At 44.7% G+C, this 19,496-nt stretch carries 13 protein-coding genes; all 13 read left to right on the plus strand.

Annotated features, from left to right (window positions below):
* Positions 1-5: 5 nt before the first annotated feature.
* The 13 genes from KNL20_RS03135 to KNL20_RS03195 all read left to right on the plus strand — a co-directional run bounded on the left by KNL20_RS03135 (position 6) and on the right by KNL20_RS03195 (position 19,477).
* A complete protein-coding gene (locus KNL20_RS03135; protein ID WP_230399189.1) occupies positions 6-3,659 on the plus strand; it encodes an FtsX-like permease family protein in 3,654 nt (1,217 codons plus the stop codon).
* Between the two features lie 63 nt (positions 3,660-3,722).
* The gene (locus KNL20_RS03140; RefSeq protein ID WP_230399190.1) at positions 3,723-4,640 is read left to right on the plus strand and encodes a peptidoglycan recognition protein family protein; all 918 of its coding nucleotides are present in this window, start codon (positions 3,723-3,725) and stop codon (positions 4,638-4,640) included.
* A gap of 349 nt (positions 4,641-4,989) precedes the next feature.
* Entirely contained in the window at positions 4,990-5,589 is a 600-nt protein-coding gene (locus KNL20_RS03145) for a TetR/AcrR family transcriptional regulator (protein ID WP_230399191.1), read from the plus strand.
* Positions 5,590-5,651: 62 nt separating this feature from the next.
* Complete coding sequence (locus KNL20_RS03150; protein WP_230399192.1) at positions 5,652-7,559, plus strand: NAD(P)/FAD-dependent oxidoreductase; 1,908 nt, start codon at positions 5,652-5,654, stop codon at positions 7,557-7,559.
* Positions 7,560-7,589: 30 nt separating this feature from the next.
* Positions 7,590-8,543 (plus strand): CobW family GTP-binding protein, encoded by a 954-nt coding sequence (locus KNL20_RS03155; protein ID WP_230399193.1) that lies wholly within the window; start codon positions 7,590-7,592, stop codon positions 8,541-8,543.
* A 26-nt stretch (positions 8,544-8,569) separates the two neighbouring features.
* Positions 8,570-9,952, plus strand: a complete 1,383-nt coding sequence (locus KNL20_RS03160; protein WP_230399194.1) for a DUF362 domain-containing protein — start codon at positions 8,570-8,572, stop codon at positions 9,950-9,952.
* Between the two features lie 216 nt (positions 9,953-10,168).
* A complete protein-coding gene (locus KNL20_RS03165) occupies positions 10,169-11,788 on the plus strand; it encodes a response regulator (RefSeq protein WP_230399195.1) in 1,620 nt (539 codons plus the stop codon).
* Positions 11,785-13,278, plus strand: a complete 1,494-nt coding sequence (locus KNL20_RS03170) for a sensor histidine kinase (RefSeq protein WP_230399196.1) — start codon at positions 11,785-11,787, stop codon at positions 13,276-13,278. The genes KNL20_RS03165 and KNL20_RS03170 overlap by 4 nt, the downstream gene beginning before the upstream one ends.
* 149 nt (positions 13,279-13,427) lie before the next feature.
* Complete coding sequence (locus tag KNL20_RS03175; protein WP_230399197.1) at positions 13,428-14,567, plus strand: ABC transporter substrate-binding protein; 1,140 nt, start codon at positions 13,428-13,430, stop codon at positions 14,565-14,567.
* 125 nt (positions 14,568-14,692) lie between these two features.
* Complete coding sequence (locus KNL20_RS03180) at positions 14,693-16,210, plus strand: sugar ABC transporter ATP-binding protein (RefSeq protein WP_230399198.1); 1,518 nt, start codon at positions 14,693-14,695, stop codon at positions 16,208-16,210.
* A 1-nt stretch (position 16,211) separates the two neighbouring features.
* On the plus strand, positions 16,212-17,279 hold the full coding sequence (locus tag KNL20_RS03185) for an ABC transporter permease (protein WP_230399199.1): 1,068 nt from the start codon (positions 16,212-16,214) through the stop codon (positions 17,277-17,279).
* A complete protein-coding gene (locus KNL20_RS03190; protein WP_230399200.1) occupies positions 17,279-18,304 on the plus strand; it encodes an ABC transporter permease subunit in 1,026 nt (341 codons plus the stop codon). The genes KNL20_RS03185 and KNL20_RS03190 overlap by 1 nt, the downstream gene beginning before the upstream one ends.
* A 504-nt stretch (positions 18,305-18,808) precedes the next feature.
* Complete coding sequence (locus KNL20_RS03195) at positions 18,809-19,477, plus strand: cohesin domain-containing protein (protein WP_230399201.1); 669 nt, start codon at positions 18,809-18,811, stop codon at positions 19,475-19,477.
* Positions 19,478-19,496 lie beyond the last annotated feature (19 nt).

The following is a 19,496-nucleotide window of genomic DNA, read 5'->3' on the forward strand; positions in this document are numbered from 1 at the left end:
ATATAATGAAACAGCAACTTTGGAAGGATATATGGAAATCCATCCGAAAATCCAAAGGCCGTTTTTTTTCGATTGCAGGTCTGATGATGCTGGGTTCGTTTGCGCTGGTAGGTCTGATTGTCACTGGCCCGGATATGCGTGCGGCCGGCAGGAATTATTTCGACAAGTTAAATGTTGCGGATATCATTGTTATAGGGGATCTTGGTTTAGATGCACATAACCGGGAAGTCATGAATGGGATAAAAGGAGCAACCGGAATTGAATTTGGCTATTTAAAAGATGTTGTAGCCAAAGGCACAGAAATAAGTTTTCGGATTTTCTCGAAGCCTGATAAAATTTCTGATTATCAGATTGTAAAGGGCAGGCTGCCGAACACGGATGATGAGATTGCCATAGGAAATAAATATGCCGATGACTATAAAATCGGAGATACGATCAGCTTCACGGAACAGGCGGATGCTTTCGGGAATCAGACCTTGAAGAAGCATAAATTTAAGATTGTAGGGTACATCTATTCGGGTGAGATTATTTCCAACATTAACATGGGTGCGACAACAGCAGGAACAGGTGAATTAAAAGGCTATGCAGTAGTCAGCAAGGATGTATTTGAATCAGATGTCTATATGATAGCCCGCATGGCATTTGAAGATACTAAAAAACTGAATCCGTACTCCGACGAATATACTTATAAGATCCAGAAGCATAAAGAGACTTTAAAAAAAATGATGAAAGACCAGCCACAGATTCGTCTGGCATCTGTCAAAACAGAGTATCAGGATAAAATCGATGAGGGTCAGAGTAAAATTGATGATGCGAAGCAGAAGTTAGGCAATACGCAAAATCAATTGGACGATGCAAAAATACAGCTCTCCCAAGGCCAGGAAGAGATATCTGAAAATGAAGGAAAGCTAGATACACAGGTGTCTGAGGCTGAGAGAAGAGTTGAAGACGGAGAAACTCGGATTTCAGATGCAAAGGCGGCTTTGAACCAGGCAAACAGTCAGCTTCGGGAAGCACCTGCAGCAATCAGTCAGGGAAAGCAGCAAATACAAGCCGGATATCAGCAGGTGACAGCAAACCAGCAGAAAATGGATGCAGCCGAACAGCAAATTGCAGCTGGAGAACAGGAATTAGCCAAAAATCAGGCTGCGTATGATGAGAAAAATCAGATATATCAGGACGCAGTACAGGAATTGAATAAGAAAAAGGAAGAATATCAGGGCGGAAAGGCACAGATAGAAGCTAAACAAGCGGAATTGGATGCAGCACAGAATCAGCTGAACACTGCCAAAACCGGGTATGAGCAAAAAATTGCTGTGCTGGAAGACAAAATTAAAAATACGAATGACCCGGATGAAGAAGCGAGTCTGGAAACCATATTAAATAGTCTGAAACAGGAATATGATGTGTTTCTGATGCATACTTACATGCCTGGTATGGCCCAGATGGAAGCAGGCCGACAAGAGCTTGATGGAAAAAAACAGGAACTTGAGAAAGCGAAACAGGCAATTGCCGGGGCTGATGTGAAGCTGAATGAATCCGGGGAAGCATTGGGGCAGGCAGCGAAACAGATTGACGCGGCGAAAGCGAAGCTGGAGTCAGGTAAACAGGAAGCTGCAGTGGGAAAGGAACAAATTGCAGCAGCAAAACAGATGTTGACCGAAAAGGAGCAATTGCTTCAACAAAAGGAAGCAGAATATCAGAAAAATTTGAGTGAAATTCAGCAGGCCGAAACCGGGCTGGCGGATAAAGAAGCGGAATTGGCAGAAGCAAAAGAACAGTTAGAGGAGCAAAGAGCCAAGGGGGAACAAAAGCTGGCCGAGGCCAGACAGGAATTGGCGGATAGACAAAAGGAGTATGAAGAGAAAAACCAGGTATTTCTGGAAAAGAAAACAGATGTTGACAGGGAAATCAGTGAAAATGAAGCAGAGCTAAAAGATGCGCAGGAAACTCTGGATAGTCTGGAGCCACCCGTATACGCCATAAACAGCCGTCGGGAAACACCTGGGTCTGAAGGATATAAGATTTACACTTCCGTTTCGCGCATTATAGATGCACTTGCGAAAGTCTTTCCGATTTTCCTATACTTTGTTGCGGCTCTGGTAGCATTTACCACCATGACGCGTTTTGTCGATGAGGAGCGGATTAATTCGGGAACACTGAAGGCACTTGGCTATTCAAATGCAGATGTTATGAAAAAATTCATATTTTATGGATTGATTTCCGGCACACTGGGTTCCATAGCTGGAATAATTCTAGGTCATACATTGTTTCCAATGATTGTAAATAATGCGTATAACAGCGGATTTACACTGCCTGCGATACAGTTGGATTTTCATCCAGGTATCACAATCGTGGCATTATTCCTTGCACTTTTGAGTGCAGTACTGCCGGCGTGGATTGTAGCTTCCAGGGAATTACAGGAACGTCCTGCACAATTATTGTTGCCCAAACCGCCGACTGCAGGCTCCAAGATTTTGGTGGAACGTATTTCATATGTATGGGATCATCTGAATTTTACCCATAAGGTCACCGCCCGTAATCTTTTTCGTTATAAGAAACGGATGTTTATGACTATCTTCGGGGTAGCCGGATCTGTTTCTCTGTTGTTTGCCGGGTTCAGTGTGCAGCATTCGATTGCTGAAATCAATGACCGGCAGTTCGGTGAAATTATTCGTTATGATATTATAGTTGCAGAAAACCCCCATGTTACGGGCAGCCAGCAGAAAGAAATTGATAACCTGATAAAATCTGATGCGGTAAAGACAAGTGCGTCTGTTCATTATGAAGAACTGGAAAAGGTTGCCGGTAAGAATCAGGATACCCAGGAAATCAAACTGATTGTTCCTGATACAACGGAAAATTTTGATGATTATATTCATCTGTACAATCGTAAATCCGGGAAGCAGCTTTCTTTGCCGGATGACGGTGTCATCATCTCGGAGCGTTTAGCACGACTGTTAGATGCAGCAGAAGGTGATACGATTACAATGCAGGATCAGAATAATGCAAACATTCAGATGAAGGTTGAGGGTATCACGGAGATGTATATGGGGCACTTTATCTTCACCAGCCGACAGGGCTATGAAAAGATTTTTGACGGAGATTTTACAAATAACGCATACCTGGTAAATCTGAAAGACAGCTCTATAGAGAATACGGAAAAACAGTCCGCTGCATTCATCAAGGCAGATGGTGTGAAGGGAGTTGTACAGAACACCACCCTGATGAATCAGATTGATGCGATTGTTCATGCGCTGGATAAGATTATGAAGGTATTGATTGTTGTAGCTGCATTGCTGGGCATTGTGATCCTTTATAACCTGACGAATATCAATGTTTCGGAGCGGATTCGTGAGCTGTCGACAATTAAGGTTTTAGGATTTTTTGATAAGGAAGTGACATTGTATATTTATCGTGAGACGATTCTGTTGACACTTCTTGGAATACTTGCCGGATTTGCTATCGGTGAGGCGCTGCATCAATACATCATCAAGGTTGTACCGCCGGATGATGTCATGTTCAACCCGGCACTTTGGGGAAGCAGTTTCCTGATTCCAACGATTATAATCAGTCTGGTAACCCTTATTCTGGGATTTGAAGTCAATCGAAGACTAAAGCGTGTGAATATGCTGGAAGCTTTAAAATCTGTAGACTAGTGTATCCGATGATGGCACGATTCCGGACATTTTGTCATAATATGTAAAAAAAGGGATAGTAGTATGAATATAAATAAAAGCTATATTTCCACAGAGAACACGTATGCAAAGAATAATCCGCAATATATCGTGGTGCATAACACAGATAATTTCAAGGCCGGAGCAAATGCACTTGCCCATGCAAAGGCTCAGCATAATGGTGATTTTGATGGGATTTCCGCCCATTATTACGTAGATGACGGTGATACAGTATACCAGGCAGCAGAACACAGCCGCGGAACATGGAACATCGGAAAAGATTACGGAGGCCGTCTGTTCGGTACCGTCAACAATCGAAACTCGATTGGCGTGGAGATGTGCGTGCAAAAGGGATATGATTACGAAAAGGCATTTCAGAACACGGCAGAACTGGTGAGCCACATTATGGCCGAGACCGGGATTCCGGCAGATAGGGTGTTCCAGCATTACGATGTCTGCGGGAAGGATTGCCCGAGCCAGATTCGTAAGAATAACGACTGGGACAGATTTAAGAAACTGATTGCCGGAGGAAATGAGTCCGCATCCACCCAAAACGCAAGCAGTATAATTATAAGAGATGGACAGATCCACTGCAATAACTTCTGCAATGCCGGGCTTAGGGTGGATGGAATCCGGGGGTCTGCGACGGTCAGAGGCGGAATTAAGGCTCTTCAGCAGGCCATGAACCTGGATTATAAGGCCGGGCTTGCCGTGGACGGAATCTGGGGGGCAAAATCCGATGCAGCACTGAAAAACCATACGGTCAGAAAAGGGGAAACGCAATACATGGTCACGGCTTTGGAAATATTGCTTATGCTGAAAGGATATGATCCCAAGGGAGTAGAGAGCCCGGGAATCTTTGGAAGCGGATGTGAAGCGGCTGTCCGGCAGTATCAGAGTGCACATGGGCTTGCCGTGGACGGCATTGCAGGATATAATACCTTTAAAAGTCTGATTTCCTGATATTAGAAATAAATCGGAGCTGTAAAGCGGGCTTATGCTTTGGGCTCCGATTTTTATTTGACATTTCCTGGAGAGTTACATATACTATTTTCATGAAAATACGATATTATCAATCCTATACAGACGATTTTATTGAAAGCCATGTTCTGAAAACATGCCCTGCTATATTTTTAAAAAATAAACAAACTATAATCATGATTTTAAGCAATTCGCAGAAAATACATAGCATGATAAATAAATCATTTAAATAACTTGCATAAAAAACGGGCATATGTTATAAGAATGATATAAGTTTATCATACACTCGTGTATAATTCACGTATGTATATGAATGTGAGGATAAAACATTATGAGGACAACTCCGGAAGAGACACGCAGAAACAAAGAATTGATTATAAATACGGGTATTCAGGTATTTTCAAAAAACGGTTACGATGCTGCAAACATGAAGGATATTGCCGAAGCGGCAGGAATTTCCCGTGGTCCCCTTTATTATCATTTTGACAGTAAGTTAACCTTGTACATTGCATGTGTGAAAGCTTATACAGACAGAGAGCTGCAGGAATATCGAAGGATATTCAGTCAGGATAAGTATATTCTGGATTTGATCCGGGAAGATCTTTACTATTGTACCCGAAACATCCATGCGGATTCTGAAAATCCGATTTTGACGATTTCAAAAAAGGATAATTTAGAAGAAGCAAATCAGATCTTTGAGACCTATCGGAAGCATATCTATGATATTAAGGTGGCCAGCGTGACAGAAGCCATTCAAAAAGGAGAGCTGAAGAAGGAGACAGAAGTCTATCATATGGTGAATATGATGTTCATACTTTACGAGGGACTCTATAACATGATTGAAAAGACGGATTTTATCACTTCTGTGGACGAAGTAGATCAGGCAATTGAATCTCTCATTGCGCTTTTCAGACTGCAATACTGCATATAGGCATAAAAACATGTAAGAGTTTTGTGCTGTATGATAAATTATGTATTAGAAAGGGGTAAGAAATGTATAAGATTTTAGAACCAATTAAAGTGGGACCCATGCAGCTGCGTAACCGGGTGATGTACCTGGCCATGGCGAAATATCTGTCTACGCCTGATAATTTTATTACGGACAGGCAGATTGCGTACTATGCGAATTATGCAAAAAATCATGTTGGCCTGATTGTTACCGGTGCCTGTATCACTTGTCCGGAATGTCCGTCCAAGCTGCCTATGCAGCCCGGAATTTATGACGACAAGTTCCTCCCCGGGATGAAAAAACTGGTGGATGCGGTACACAGCCACGGATCAAAATTCCTGTTTCAGCCCTGGCATCCGGGAGCTACACCATATGGCTGTGATGTCTCCGAACTGAAAACAGTAGCTGATTACAGTCTGGAAGAAATCAAGGAGCTTCAGAATGCATTTTTGCAGGCGGCGATCCGTGCACAGAAAGCCGGAGCCGATGGTGTGGAAGTTCATATTGCCCATAATTACCTGCTGGAACAATTCCTTACCCCTCTGTTCAATAAGCGGACAGATGCGTATGGAGCACAGAATATGGAGAATGGGCTGCGTTTTACAACGGAATTAATTGGTATGATTAAAAATGCCTGCGGAGCGGAATTCGCCGTGACTACGAAAATCAATGGAAATGATTTTAATCCCGAAGGAATGACGCCGGAAAGAGTAGCTGAGGCCGGTCCGATTTTGGAAGCAGCCGGAGCGGATATGATCTCTGTCAGTGCGGGGGGCAGCCTTACGAATATCCTGGGCATGTCTGCCGATGGCCGCCGTGCGGAAGGATGGAAGGTTCCGCTTGCAGAGGCTGTTAAGAAGTCTGGTGTAAAGATTCCGGTAATGGCTACCGGCAGTCTGAGACATCCGGAGTATGTGGAGCAGGTGCTTGCCGAAGGAAGATGTGACATGATCGGAATGGGCCGGGGGCTTCTGGCTGAACCTGAGTGGGTAATCAAACTGGAGCAGGGCAGAGAACGCGAGATGCATCACTGTATCTCCTGCATGCACTGTATGAACTTTACATCGCCCGGAGTCTCCGGATGTACCGTAAACCCATTGGCTTTGCGGGAGTCAGAGGGTATTATTTTGAAGGAAGATGGAAAAGGACGTAAAGTTGCCATAGCCGGAGGTGGACCGGCAGGGCTTGAGGCTGCGGTTACCCTTGCAAAACGAGGATTTGTTCCTGTGATATTCGAAAAGAAACCGGAGGTGGGCGGCGTGGAACTGATTGGATCTGTTCCGGATGGTAAGTCGAAGCTTAGGTGGCATATCGAATATTTCCGTAACGAAGTGGAGCGGCTGGGAATTCAGGTGCATGCAGGAAAAGAAGCTGACTGTGAGGAGCTTTCCGCATTGAATCCATATGCTGTGTTCGTGTGCACGGGATCTAATCCGGTCATTCCGGGCTCCATCCCGGGAATCAGACTGTCCAATGTGAAGGAAGTCCGGGATATTCTTGCCGATTTCCCGGATGACAAGGGAAAGCAGATTGTGATTGTGGGAGCCGGGCTTGTAGGCCTGGAATGCGGGGTTACTTATGCAAGCCGTGGAAATAAGGTGACCATCATCGATATGCTTCCGCCATCGGATCCGAATACTACCTCTACGGAGCAAATGCTGGCAGTGGGTCATGCGATGGAGGCAGGAATAGATATACGGATGAAGCATAAGCTTCTGGAAATCACGCAGGATGCGGTGAAGGCAGAGAATCTTGAAAATGGTGCGTGTGTTTCGATTCCTGCGGATGAGGTCGTATTGTCCATGGGCGTTTCCTCCAACAACTGCCTGTATGAGAGCATAAAGAATCGGTTTGACAGGGTTTATAATATCGGGGATTCCAATAAGACAGGCCTGATTGCAGAGGCGGTTCAGAGCGCCTTTGATACAGCGGCGGCTTTGGATTGCGTGTAAGACTATAGCATAAGATATCCGGGAGGAAGTATGACACATTATCACAGTAAACCTGTCTGCGTCAATGTAATCGGGGGATTTTTGGGAGCAGGGAAAACCACATTTCTCAATTACATCTTAGAAGAGCAGAAGAAAGAACGTACAGATGTTATTGTAAGGGAGTATGGCTCTATATCCATTGATGATCAGCTGCTCAAAAATGTTACCGGTCATGTACATGTATTTCCCGGTGTGACCGTTCATGATGACCCACAGTTGGTACTCTATGATTACCTTCATAAATTGTATAACGATGCTGTCCGGCCGGTAGATCACCTGTTGATGGAGTGCAGTGGCCTGGATATGCCGGAAAGTCTGGTGCATCTGTTTCTGGTGGGACATATGCCTGTTCATTACCGCCTGAACAGCTATATCGCAGTAGTAGATGCCGAATACGGACTGCTGAATCTGGAAGAGTTTGAAGTGGCGAGGCAGCAGGTGGTTTTTGCTGATGCAATCGTCCTCAACAAGGTAGATCTGGCAGAGGAGGAGCAGCTTTCCAGACTTGAGGAACGCATAAAAGCGCTTAATGGGATGGCAGATATTTATCGCAGCAGTTATGGGAGAGTTCCGCTTGAGGATGTTCTGAATGTTTCACTGTACGCACAGCTTAAGGAGCTAAAGACCGGAAAGGAACAAAAATCGATGCGGGAAATACATACAATTGTTCTGAGTGAGAAACGTCCTATGGATAAGGAAAAGATTAACAAGTGGCTCAATCGCCTGTTTGAAGATGATGGGAATAAGATACTTCGCAGCAAAGGTTTTTTCTGCTTTGCAGGAGATGATTGGCGATATGAGTTCCAGGCTGTCCGTAAGTCCTTTCATTCAAAGGCTGACTGCCTCTGGGAAGACGGAGAGGAACGAAAGAGCACGGTGGTGCTTATCGGAAGCAATCTTCCGGATGAAACGTTATTGCGGGAGTCATTTTCAGATTGCATATAGAATATGCAGAAAGAGAGGTCAATTTCATGTCTTCAAAAGTGTATTATCTCAATGATCGTGCAGGCTCTATGATGGACAGTATTCCTTTTAAAGGAGTTAAGGTGCTGCAGGATGCGGGACTTGCCGGAATGATCAAGCCGGGTGACCGGGTTGCCATCAAGACACATATGGGGGAATGGGGCAATGCCCTGAATCTGCGCCCCCATTGGGTAAGTGCGGTAGCGGATGAAGTGAAACGTCTGGGAGGAATGCCTGCCATAGTAGAAACCTGTGTTGCCGCATATGGAGAGAATGTTTCACGCATTTCCAGAGAAGATCATCTTCGGGTGGCGGCCGCCCATGGCTTTACAGAAGAAACTATGGGATGTCCGATTATTATCTGTGATGGGGAATATGGCACGGAAGATGTCAAAGTAGAGGTTCCCAATGGTGTTTACTTAAAATATGCATATCTGGCTAAAAAGCTTCTGGATTTTGACGTAGTCATCGTGGTCAGTCATTTTAAAGGTCACGTAATGGGGGTCTTTGGCGGCGCTATGAAAAATGTGGGAATCGGTATGGCATCTGCCAGAGGGAAATATGCCATACACAATATCACACATCCCGAAATCGTAATTAAGACGTGGCAGATCAATCAGGATGCTGTGAAACAGCATGCACAGGCACCCAGTCCCAATCTGATTGAACGCATGGTGGACAATTGTCCCTGTGAAGCATTTTCCTATGACGGTGAGACATTGACGCGTGACAGTGAAAGATGCCATCAGTGTGGCTTCTGCTTTGCATATCTTTTCCAGGGCGTGTATAATTTCCCACCTGAACTGATACCGAGCTGGCCTGCCGGAATTACGGATGCTGCCTGTGGATTCGTAAATGCGATTGGAAAGGAAAAGATGATATTCCTGAATTACGCTATGGATATCACCCCCGGGTGTGACTGTGGATTCTTCCATGACAGAGCACTTACACCCAATCTCGGAGTATTTGCATCCCGCGATCCTGTTGCTGTGGATATGGCCTGTATTGAGGCGGCGGAGGCAGTCACTGCCGTTCCGGGCTCTTCTGCTTCGGAGTATGGCTTCGGAGAAGCAAATACGGAGCGTTTTACAAATTGCTCCAGCATGGCAAAGCTCAGTCAATGGGCTCAGTTGAATGCCGCTGTTTATAATGGAATGGGAGACACGGAATATGTGTTGGTAAACTCAGTCACAGAGTTTACAGAAGCCTTTAATTTTCCGCCCTATACCACGGCGGAGCCTTATACCCATGTGCATAAAGAAATATATAAGAAAATCAACATGGATCCCGGAGATTATGCATATGGAAAATTACCGCGGCTTAGCATGGAAGAGCAAAGTAAAAAACCAAAGGGCAAGGTAAAAGAAATTTCTATTGCAGAAGAGCATTGATGCTGCCTGAGTTATGGCTGTGGAGCTTTAATTAAATAACAAAAGAAGGTATAGATGATAGGCATAGACTATTCTATACCTTCTTTTTTATGTATGATTCCGCTGCCGCCATTTTCATAAAAAATCCCACCAAATCATAAATTAATCAATTGTTCTATTCCGCTCAAAGATGTAAACTGTATTTTATCGGAAAGAATTCAAAGGTGGGAGGTTTTCATGATTAAAGTTTTTCTGGTAGAAGATGAAATTATGATTCGCAGAGGAATCAAAAGTAGTATTGACTGGGGAAAAGAGGGGTATGAGTTTGTTGGGGAAGCAAGTGACGGAGAAATCGCTTACCCCATAATTATAAAAGAAAAGCCGGATATCCTGATTACGGATATCAAGATGCCTTTTATGGATGGCCTGGAGCTGAGCAGACTGGTAAAGAAAGAACTTCCAGATTTGAAAATCCTGATTTTGAGCGGCTATGATGAATTCGAATATGCAAAGGAAGCAATCAGCGTGGGTGTGACAGACTACCTGCTGAAACCAATTCCTTCCGTCAAGCTGTTGGAATCACTCTCTAAGGTTGCTAAGAAGATTGAATCGGAGCGCGAGGAAAAAAAACTGCGGACGCATTATATCCAGGAGATGCAGGAGAACGTGGAACGGGAAAAATTTGTATTTTTTAACAGCTTGATTTCAGGCAACCTGAGCATGGTTCAGGCACTGGAAGAAGGAAGAAGGCTGGGCATGGATCTGAGCGGGCAGGCATATAATATTCTCCTGTTCAAGGCGGCACTGAATGTGGACTGTTACGCTTCCAAGGAGGAGGCAGCAGAAGCATTCCAGAGCCTGGAGCATGCGGGGGAAGGAATCCCGGATGTCCACAGCTTCTGGCGTGGAGTAGAAGGCTGGGGATTTTTGCTGATTGGAAAGAATGATGAGGATGTGAAAGAGAAACAAAAGCATCTGAAGAACAGGCTGACTGTGACGATGAGGCGATATCCGTACGTGGCGTACTTTGGGGGGATTGGAGCAGTTGTGTCACGCATTCGGGAAATGCCACAATCCTATCAGGAGGCAGCGCTTATATTTGCCAATCGCTTTACCTGTGAGGAGCAGTCAATCCTGTCCATGGAAGAACTAAGAACCATACAAGAAAGCGCGAAACTGGATGCACAGAGCCTGGACATTATGAAAAGGAACCGGACGCTGATTGAAAAATTCCTGATCAGCGGCATGCAGGAGGAGGCAGGAAGTTTTGTCGAAGCTTACTTCGGAGAAATTCCGAAGGAAAACCTCCGTTCGCTCCTGATGCGCCAGTACATAACAATTGATATATATATTGTGATCAGTTCCTTTTGTGAACGGCTGGGGGTAGATGCGGGAGAAAATGAAGCAGAGGAGCTGGAGCGGACATTGCAGAGCGTAACGTCTGCAGAGGGACTGAAGAAATACGTGGAGCAGCTGCTGGTCAGGGCACTGGAGCGTCGTGATATCAGCAAAGGAAGGCGCTATTCAGATATTATTGAAGCGGCAAAGCAGTATATTGAGGAAAATTATATGGCAGAAGATATTTCGCTGAATTCTGTCTCTGCAAGCGTGAATATGAGTCCAAGCTATTTCAGCGCGGTGTTCAGCCGGGAGGTTGAGAAGACATTCGTGGAATACCTGACCGAGACACGTATGGAAAGGGCAAAGGCATTGTTGATGTGTTCTTCGAAAAAGGCATCGGAGATAGGATTTGAGGTGGGATACAAGGATCCTCATTATTTCAGCTATATCTTTAAAAAGACAGAGGGATGTTCGCCTACCGACTACCGGCAGCGCGCTGAGAGGTGTCAGGTATGAAAAAGCACAAGAGAATATCACTGAATAAAAAGATTGTACTGATCCCTTTATCGGTCTTTGTTCCGATGCTTTGTGTTGTTGTGTATCTGTTCGTCACACTGATGCAGTCGGTAAATGAATATAACCGAATCACGGAGAGTGTTACCTATGCCAATCATTATTCAAAGGAGTTTAAGGAGAGGATGGATTACACGATGTATCTGGCTGTGATCGGAAATAAGACCGTGGATGAGCTGGGGAATGGGGAAACAACCATTAACGGTATTGTTACCGTGAACCCTTATACGTATATGGATGAACTCTCTGTGATATGTAAAGAACTTTCGAACATGGCGACCGCATCCATCAACAAAACACAGATCCGCTTTGTGGAGAACAGTCTGAAATCGCTGCGTAAATGTGTAGCAGTTCTTGAAACAATGATTGCCGATGGAAGTTCTTATGAAGATAAGATTATATATCTTGATGAGAACATTCGCGGACAGAGCGGCCTGACAGCGGTAATTCAAGGAGCAATTGAAAATTACATCTATGAAGAAACAAGAAATTTTGCAAATATGAAAGAGGAACTGGAAAGGAATGTAGCGACAGCACTGCGTATCAGTATTTTCTTGATTGCTGCAGCCATACTGGTCTCTCTGGTATTGTCAAGCATGGCGGTTCAAAGCATCGCGCGCCCCATACGCAAGCTGTGTAAACAGACAAAGAAAGTAGCGAGGGGGGATTTTACAGCAAATACAAAGATTGATACGGTGGATGAGATTGCCGTATTGACCGACAGCTTTAACGTCATGACGGCAGAAATCGGTTCACTGGTGGAGGATATCAAAAAACAGGAAGAGAACTTAAGGCTTACCGAGTCCAAACTTCTGCAGGCACAGATTAATCCTCATTTTCTCTACAATACATTGGATACCATCGTATGGCTGGCGGAGGCAAAGGAAACGAAAGAGGTAGTTTCCATGGTGACAACCTTGTCCGAATTTTTCCGGACTACTTTAAGTAAGGGAAAGGACTATATCACAATCAAAGAGGAGGAGGAGCATATCCGAAGCTATCTGCGGATTCAGCAATTCCGATATCAGGATATTATGGAATATGAGATAAATTTTGCACCTGAGCTGCATCAGTACAAAATCCCCAAGCTGACCCTGCAGCCTCTGGTAGAGAATGCACTGTATCATGGAATCAAGAAAAAGCGAGGTAAGGGGCTGATACGAATCACCGGTTGGAAAGAAGGAAAGCATATTTTCTTTGAGGTGGAAGATGATGGAATCGGGATGAATATATATGCCCTGGAGAGGCTCCGGCGCAGCATCGCGGGAGTGGGTGAGGAGATGGGCGGCAGCGGGTTTGGACTGGCCAATGTGAATCAACGCCTGCAGTATTATTATGGAGCGGAATACGGGGTATTCTTTGAAAGTGAAGAAAACAAAGGGACAAAGGCTACGGTGATTATAGAAGCAAAAGATATTCAACCGTTTTCATAAGAAAACGTACACGGTGTACCTGCTTTTAAAATAATCAAAAAAAAACGTAAAAAACAAATATGTTTGCCTGTTTCCGAAACAGAAGAAATAGAATATGATACAGATATGCAATCACAACTAAGTAAAATTAAATCGGGAGGAATGAAAGAATGAAGAAAAAGGTGTTAACAGCGCTGCTTTGTACCACAATGTTAGGAAGCATGCTCATGGGATGCGGAGGAGATAACTCGGGGAGCGAAGGAAGCAAGCCGGATGCATCCAGTGCAGCTGAGTCAGTGGGCAAGGAAAATACCGATGATGAAGATAAAACAGATGACAGTGGCGTTATCACCGTGGGATTTTCACAGGTTGGTGCGGAATCTGACTGGCGTACGGCAAACTCTGAATCCATGAAAGACACCTTCAGTGAAGCAAACGGATATGAACTGATTTTTGACGATGCGCAGCAGAAACAGGAAAATCAGATTACGGCTATTCGAAACTTTATACAGCAGGAAGTGGATTACATACTGCTGGCACCCGTAACCGAGACCGGCTGGGATACAGTGCTTCAGGAAGCAAAAGATGCGGATATTCCGGTCATCATCGTTGACCGTATGGTGAATGTATCAGATGACAGCCTGTTTACTACCTGGATTGGAACGGATTCTCTGCTGGAGGGAAGAAAAGCCTCTGAGTGGTTAAACGCATATGCAGAAGCAAATGGTATTGCAGCCAATGAACTGAATATCGTAAATATTCAGGGAACGATTGGTTCCACTGCACAGATCGGACGCAGCAAGGGTCTGGAAGAAGGTGTGGAGAAATATGGCTGGAACCTGCTGGAGCAGCAGACCGGTGAATTCACACAGGCAAAGGGCCAGGAAGTTATGGAGTCCATGCTTAAGCAGCATGATAATATCAACGTAGTTTACTGCGAAAATGACAATGAAGCATTTGGTGCAATTGATGCCATCGAAGCAGCAGGCAAAAAAGTGGGTGGAGATGTCAAAAATGGGGAAATCATGGTTATCTCATTTGATACAACCAATGCCGGACTGACAGATACGTTGGCCGGAAAGATTACCTGCGATGTTGAGTGTAACCCACTGCATGGTCCGAGAGCAGAAGAACTGATTAAAAAGCTGGAGGCCGGAGAGACAGTGGAAAAGCTGAATTATGTGGATGAAGAAGTATTCACATATGATGATTCCGTGAAATCCGTGACTGCCAAGAACAGTCTTGATGAAGAAGCGGACTATGCCGTAACCCAGATCACACAGGAAATTCTGGATAAGCGTGCCTATTAAGGAAGCATATATGAGATAAAAGGGGCGTGGTAGGATAATCGGTACTTACCGGATATGTTACTACGCTATCTTTTTGAAGAATTACAAGAAAGTGGGTGCATAGTGTGAAAAATATGGAGGTTAAGATGGATGGAGATGTAGTATTGCGCATGCGTGACATATCCAAAACATTTCCCGGAGTAAAAGCATTGTCCCATGTGGATTTTACATTGAACAGAGGAGAGATCCACGCACTGATGGGAGAAAATGGAGCAGGAAAATCTACGCTGATCAAGGTACTGACAGGTGTATACGAGCTGGAATCAGGAGAGATCCAAGTTGACGGAAGCGAAACCGGTATTGTAAACCGTTCGCCTCAGGAGGCGCAGATGCATGGCATCAGCACCGTATACCAGGAAGTCAACCTTTGCCCCAATCTGTCCGTGGCGGAAAATCTGTTTATCGGGCGGGAACCAAGAAGGGCAGGCAGGATCGACTGGAAGACGATGAATAAAAAAGCAGTACAAATCTTAAAAGACCTGGACATAGGTGTATCTGCCTCCCAAAACCTGGAGGAATGTTCCATTGCAAACCAGCAGATGATCGCAATTGCCAGAGCTGTGGATATGAAGTGTAAAGTACTGATCCTGGACGAACCGACCTCTTCGCTGGATGACGAAGAAGTTGCAAAACTGTTCCAACTGATGCGGAAATTGAAAAAAGAAGGTGTAGGGATTATCTTTGTTACACATTTTCTGGAACAGGTATATGAAGTATGTGATAAGATCACGGTCCTTCGCAATGGAGAACTGGTTGGGGAATATGAGGTTGATAAGCTGCCCCGTGTTATGCTGGTGGCCAAGATGATGGGAAAAGATTTCGATGATCTGGCGGATATCAAAAGCATGTATGAGGAAAAGGACTATTCAGATGCCGGGTCTGTAATCCGGGCGGAAAAACTGGGACGAAAAGGCAGCATCAAGCCTTTTGATATCGAGATACATAAAGGGGAAGTGATCGGTCTGTCCGGTTTGCTGGGATCCGGGCGCTCGGAGCTGGTCCGTGCAATCTATGGAGCAGACAAACCGGATACAGGTAAGCTGTATGCGGATGGAAAAGAAGTCAGGATCAACACCCCGCTGGATGCGATGAAGCACGGGATGGCCTATCTTCCGGAGGACCGGAAGAGGGATGGAATCATAGCAGATTTGTCGGTACGGGAGAATATCATTCTCGCTCTGCAGGCAAAACGCGGTATGTTTAGGCTTATGAGCAGAAAAGAGATGGAGGAGGCAGCGGACAGATATATAGACATTCTCCAGATTAAGACAGCCAGCCGGGAGACTCCGGTTAAGAGTCTTTCAGGAGGAAACCAGCAGAAGGTGATTATCGGGAGATGGCTTCTGACAAATCCTGAATACCTGATCCTGGATGAGCCGACCCGCGGAATTGATATCGGAACTAAGACTGAGATACAAAAGCTGGTGCTGGAACTGGCGGACCAGGGTATGGCAGTGACTTTCATCTCTTCCGAAATCGATGAGATGCTCCGTACCTGTTCAAGGCTTGCAATCCTGCGTGACGGAGAGAAGGTCGGAGAAGTCTCGGGAGATGAACTGTCACAGGACGGAATTATGAAAGCAATTGCCGGAGGTGAGGAATAACATGAAAGGGAAATCAAGTTTAAAAAAAATAACAGGAATGCCCCTGTTTATGCCAATCGTATGTCTGTTGGCCGTTCTGCTGATCAACGTGATTACAACTCCGGGATTCTTTAAAATCTCAATCAATAATGGCGTGCTCTACGGATATATCATTGACGTAATCAACCGTTCCTCCGAACTGGTGATTCTGGCGGTGGGGATGACCCTGGTCACAGCGGCTTCCGGCGGACAGGATATCAGTGTGGGAGCAGTCATGGCTGTATCGGCGGCAATCTGCTGTCAGATTCTGTCCGGCGGTGCCGCATCTGTCACGGCTTATCAGAATCCTGTGATTTTGGCTGTAATAGCGGCCTTATTGGGAGCTACCCTGTGCGGCGCGTTTAACGGTGCACTGGTGGCAAAACTGAACATCCAGCCAATGGTTGCGACATTAATCCTATTTACCGCAGGGCGTGGAATCGCACAGCTGGTCACAAACGGGCAGATTACCTATGTACGTGTGGGCTCTTATAAGGTACTGGGGGGATATCTGGGAAAATGCCCGATTCCGACTCCAATCTTCGCGGCAGTCCTTGTAATTATTATCATATACCTGATATTGAATAAGACAGCACTGGGATTGTACATAGAGAGTGTGGGGATCAATGCGACAGCCTCCCGTCTGGTAGGTTTAAATTCTACGATGATTAAGTTTTTAGCATATGTCATCTGCGGATTACTGGCAGGTGTGGCGGGACTTATCGCCTCCAGCCGTATCTATTCGGCAGATGCCAATAATATCGGACTTAATCTGGAGATGGATGCGATTCTGGCAGTAGCTTTGGGCGGTAATGTTCTGGGCGGAGGAAAATTCAGCCTGATGGGCTCTGTAATCGGAGCCTATACCATTCAGGCTCTGACGACCACCTTATATGCAATGAATGTATCGGCAGACCAGCTTCCGGTATATAAGGCAATTGTCGTAATCGTCATCGTCACATTACAAAGCCCTGTGTTTAAAAAGGCAATGAAAAATCTGAGAACAAAAACTGCGGGGAAGAAAACCGCCGTGGAAGGAGGAAGACAGTAATGAAAAAAACAGCATTAAATAAGAGAAGACTGAATACAAGTACCTGGCTTCTGATAATTACCATCCTTCTTTTCCTGGTTATGTATGTGGCAGGCATGGTCGTGTTCAAAGATAAAGGGTTTGCAAAGCCTCAGATGTTCTTGAATTTGTTTATTTCCAATGCGGGACTGCTTGTAATTGCCATGGGGCAGACAATCGTCATGATTACAGGAGGAATCGATATATCGGTGGGCTCTGTGACAGCTCTGGTATGTATGGTTGCTGCGAATCAGATGGAAAACCATGGTGGCAGTGCTTATACAGCCATTCTTCTTGCACTTACAATTGGGCTTTTGTTTGGTGTGGTACAGGGATTTCTGGTATCTTATCTGAACATCCAGCCATTTATCGTAACCCTTGCGGGTATGTTCTTCGGACGGGGCCTGACCGCCATCGTCAGTACGCAGATGATATCCATTAAGAATGCTACCTTTCTTTCCTGGGCAAACCACAAGATTTTTCTTCCGATTGGGACCTATAGTAAGAGAGGAAAATTCCTTCCGGCCTATATCTATCCAACCGTGGTAATTGCATTGATCGTGCTGGTTATCGTCATACTGGTGATGAAATATACAAAGTTCGGGCGTTCTGTGTACGCGATCGGCGGCAATGCAACCAGTGCAATGATGATGGGACTGGATGTGAAACGTACAAAATTCAAGGCATATGTACTGGATGGATTTCTGGCGGGCCTGGGAGGATTCTTATTCTGCCTGAACAGCTGTGCAGGATTTGTGGAACAGGCCAAAGGATTTGAGATGGATGCCATTTCTTCCGCCGTTATCGGGGGAACACTTTTAAGCGGCGGCGTCGGCCTTCCAATCGGAACCCTGTTTGGTGTGCTGATCAAAGGTTCCATATCCAGCCTGATCACAACACAGGGGACCCTGTCCAGCTGGTGGGTAAGAATTGTGTTATCGGCACTGCTGTGCTTCTTCATTGTTCTGCAGTCTGTTCTGGCCTCTATGAAGAAAAAGAAAAAATAAAAGTAACAGGCGGCATAGCTTCGTGATATGCCGCCTGTAGTAAGTTCAACTTCTAATTTGGCTCCTCCGATACAAAACATCTCCCGTTATTACCTGAAGGGCAGTAATTAAAATTCCAACCTTTTTCGTAAAAAAACATACATGATATGATTAGTAAAGAAATAATTCAAAAGAAATCATAAACAATAAATATGTTTGTTTGTTTCACTCATGATAAAAATAGATTATGATAGAATCTGATTCATCATGGAAACAAATGAATGTTCTAAAAAATCATATAAATAATACAGCCTGTATTGCAAAATAATCCATCATATTATACAAAACAAAAAAATAATCCTTCGAAATTTTGAATGATTATAAAAAACTATAAACGAGGGGAAAGGAGGAATGCAAAGAAGCGTTGGAAAATAAAGTAAAAATTGGAGGTGAAGCCAAAAGATAAAATATCGTGGTTTTAAATTACAAGGGTCTCATCCGAGACTTTGAACTTAAGGGGGTGCCATGCAAAAACTCAGAAATAAGATGATGCTGTTTATACTTTGTATTACAGTACTGTTTCCGGGGCTGAAAGTTTCTGCTCAGGAGACAACAGCGATTACATTAAAACTTGAGAGTCAAACAGACAAAAAAGTAAATATCTCTTGTAATATGCTAAGTGGTGATGCAGTTACAAGCGGAAAAATCCGGGTCAAATATGACGGGAGTAAACTAAAATTGAACGAATCCCGAAAAGGCTCTTTGCTTGAGAGTGGTTCTGCCGAGATTAATGATCCTGTGTCGGGTAACAAATCGGAAGGTGAGGTTGTTATGGCATTTGCATCAGCGAATGGTCTGGCAGCAGACGGTACTCTGCTATATATGAATTTTACGTTAGGAGAGACTGTAAAAGAAGGGGATACGTTCGATATCACAGTGTCTGTCGAAGAACTCTACAACGATCATGGAGTCGTGGAAGCAATGAATAAGAATCTGACACTGAAAGCAGAAGCCAACAACAAAGTGACAACGGGGGATACTGATTCGACCGGTAAAAAGGAGAACTCTAAAAGTAAATCAAGCGGTGCAAAGACTGGAGATCATACAAACATCGTTGTACCGGCTGCCTTGTTGGGTGGATCAGCAATTCTTATCATTGTGCTGATAAGGAAAGTGTATCTAAAACGAAAATGAGGGTAGAAACAAGGGAGGA

Origin of the sequence: Novisyntrophococcus fermenticellae (assembly GCF_018866245.1) — a bacterium.
Taxonomy (GTDB): Bacteria; Bacillota; Clostridia; order Lachnospirales; family Lachnospiraceae; genus Novisyntrophococcus; species Novisyntrophococcus fermenticellae.

Excerpts from the sequence above, each read along its gene's own strand:
- KNL20_RS03135 (WP_230399189.1), top strand. The coding sequence starts at position 6 with ATGAAACAGCAACTTTGGAAGGATATATGGAAATCCATCCGAAAATCC.
- KNL20_RS03140 (WP_230399190.1), top strand. The coding sequence starts at position 3,723 with ATGAATATAAATAAAAGCTATATTTCCACAGAGAACACGTATGCAAAG.
- KNL20_RS03145 (WP_230399191.1), top strand. The coding sequence starts at position 4,990 with ATGAGGACAACTCCGGAAGAGACACGCAGAAACAAAGAATTGATTATA.
- KNL20_RS03150 (WP_230399192.1), top strand. The coding sequence starts at position 5,652 with ATGTATAAGATTTTAGAACCAATTAAAGTGGGACCCATGCAGCTGCGT.
- KNL20_RS03155 (WP_230399193.1), top strand. The coding sequence starts at position 7,590 with ATGACACATTATCACAGTAAACCTGTCTGCGTCAATGTAATCGGGGGA.
- KNL20_RS03160 (WP_230399194.1), top strand. The coding sequence starts at position 8,570 with ATGTCTTCAAAAGTGTATTATCTCAATGATCGTGCAGGCTCTATGATG.
- KNL20_RS03165 (WP_230399195.1), top strand. The coding sequence starts at position 10,169 with ATGATTAAAGTTTTTCTGGTAGAAGATGAAATTATGATTCGCAGAGGA.
- KNL20_RS03170 (WP_230399196.1), top strand. The coding sequence starts at position 11,785 with ATGAAAAAGCACAAGAGAATATCACTGAATAAAAAGATTGTACTGATC.
- KNL20_RS03175 (WP_230399197.1), top strand. The coding sequence starts at position 13,428 with ATGAAGAAAAAGGTGTTAACAGCGCTGCTTTGTACCACAATGTTAGGA.
- KNL20_RS03180 (WP_230399198.1), top strand. The coding sequence starts at position 14,693 with ATGGATGGAGATGTAGTATTGCGCATGCGTGACATATCCAAAACATTT.
- KNL20_RS03185 (WP_230399199.1), top strand. The coding sequence starts at position 16,212 with ATGAAAGGGAAATCAAGTTTAAAAAAAATAACAGGAATGCCCCTGTTT.
- KNL20_RS03190 (WP_230399200.1), top strand. The coding sequence starts at position 17,279 with ATGAAAAAAACAGCATTAAATAAGAGAAGACTGAATACAAGTACCTGG.
- KNL20_RS03195 (WP_230399201.1), top strand. The coding sequence starts at position 18,809 with ATGCAAAAACTCAGAAATAAGATGATGCTGTTTATACTTTGTATTACA.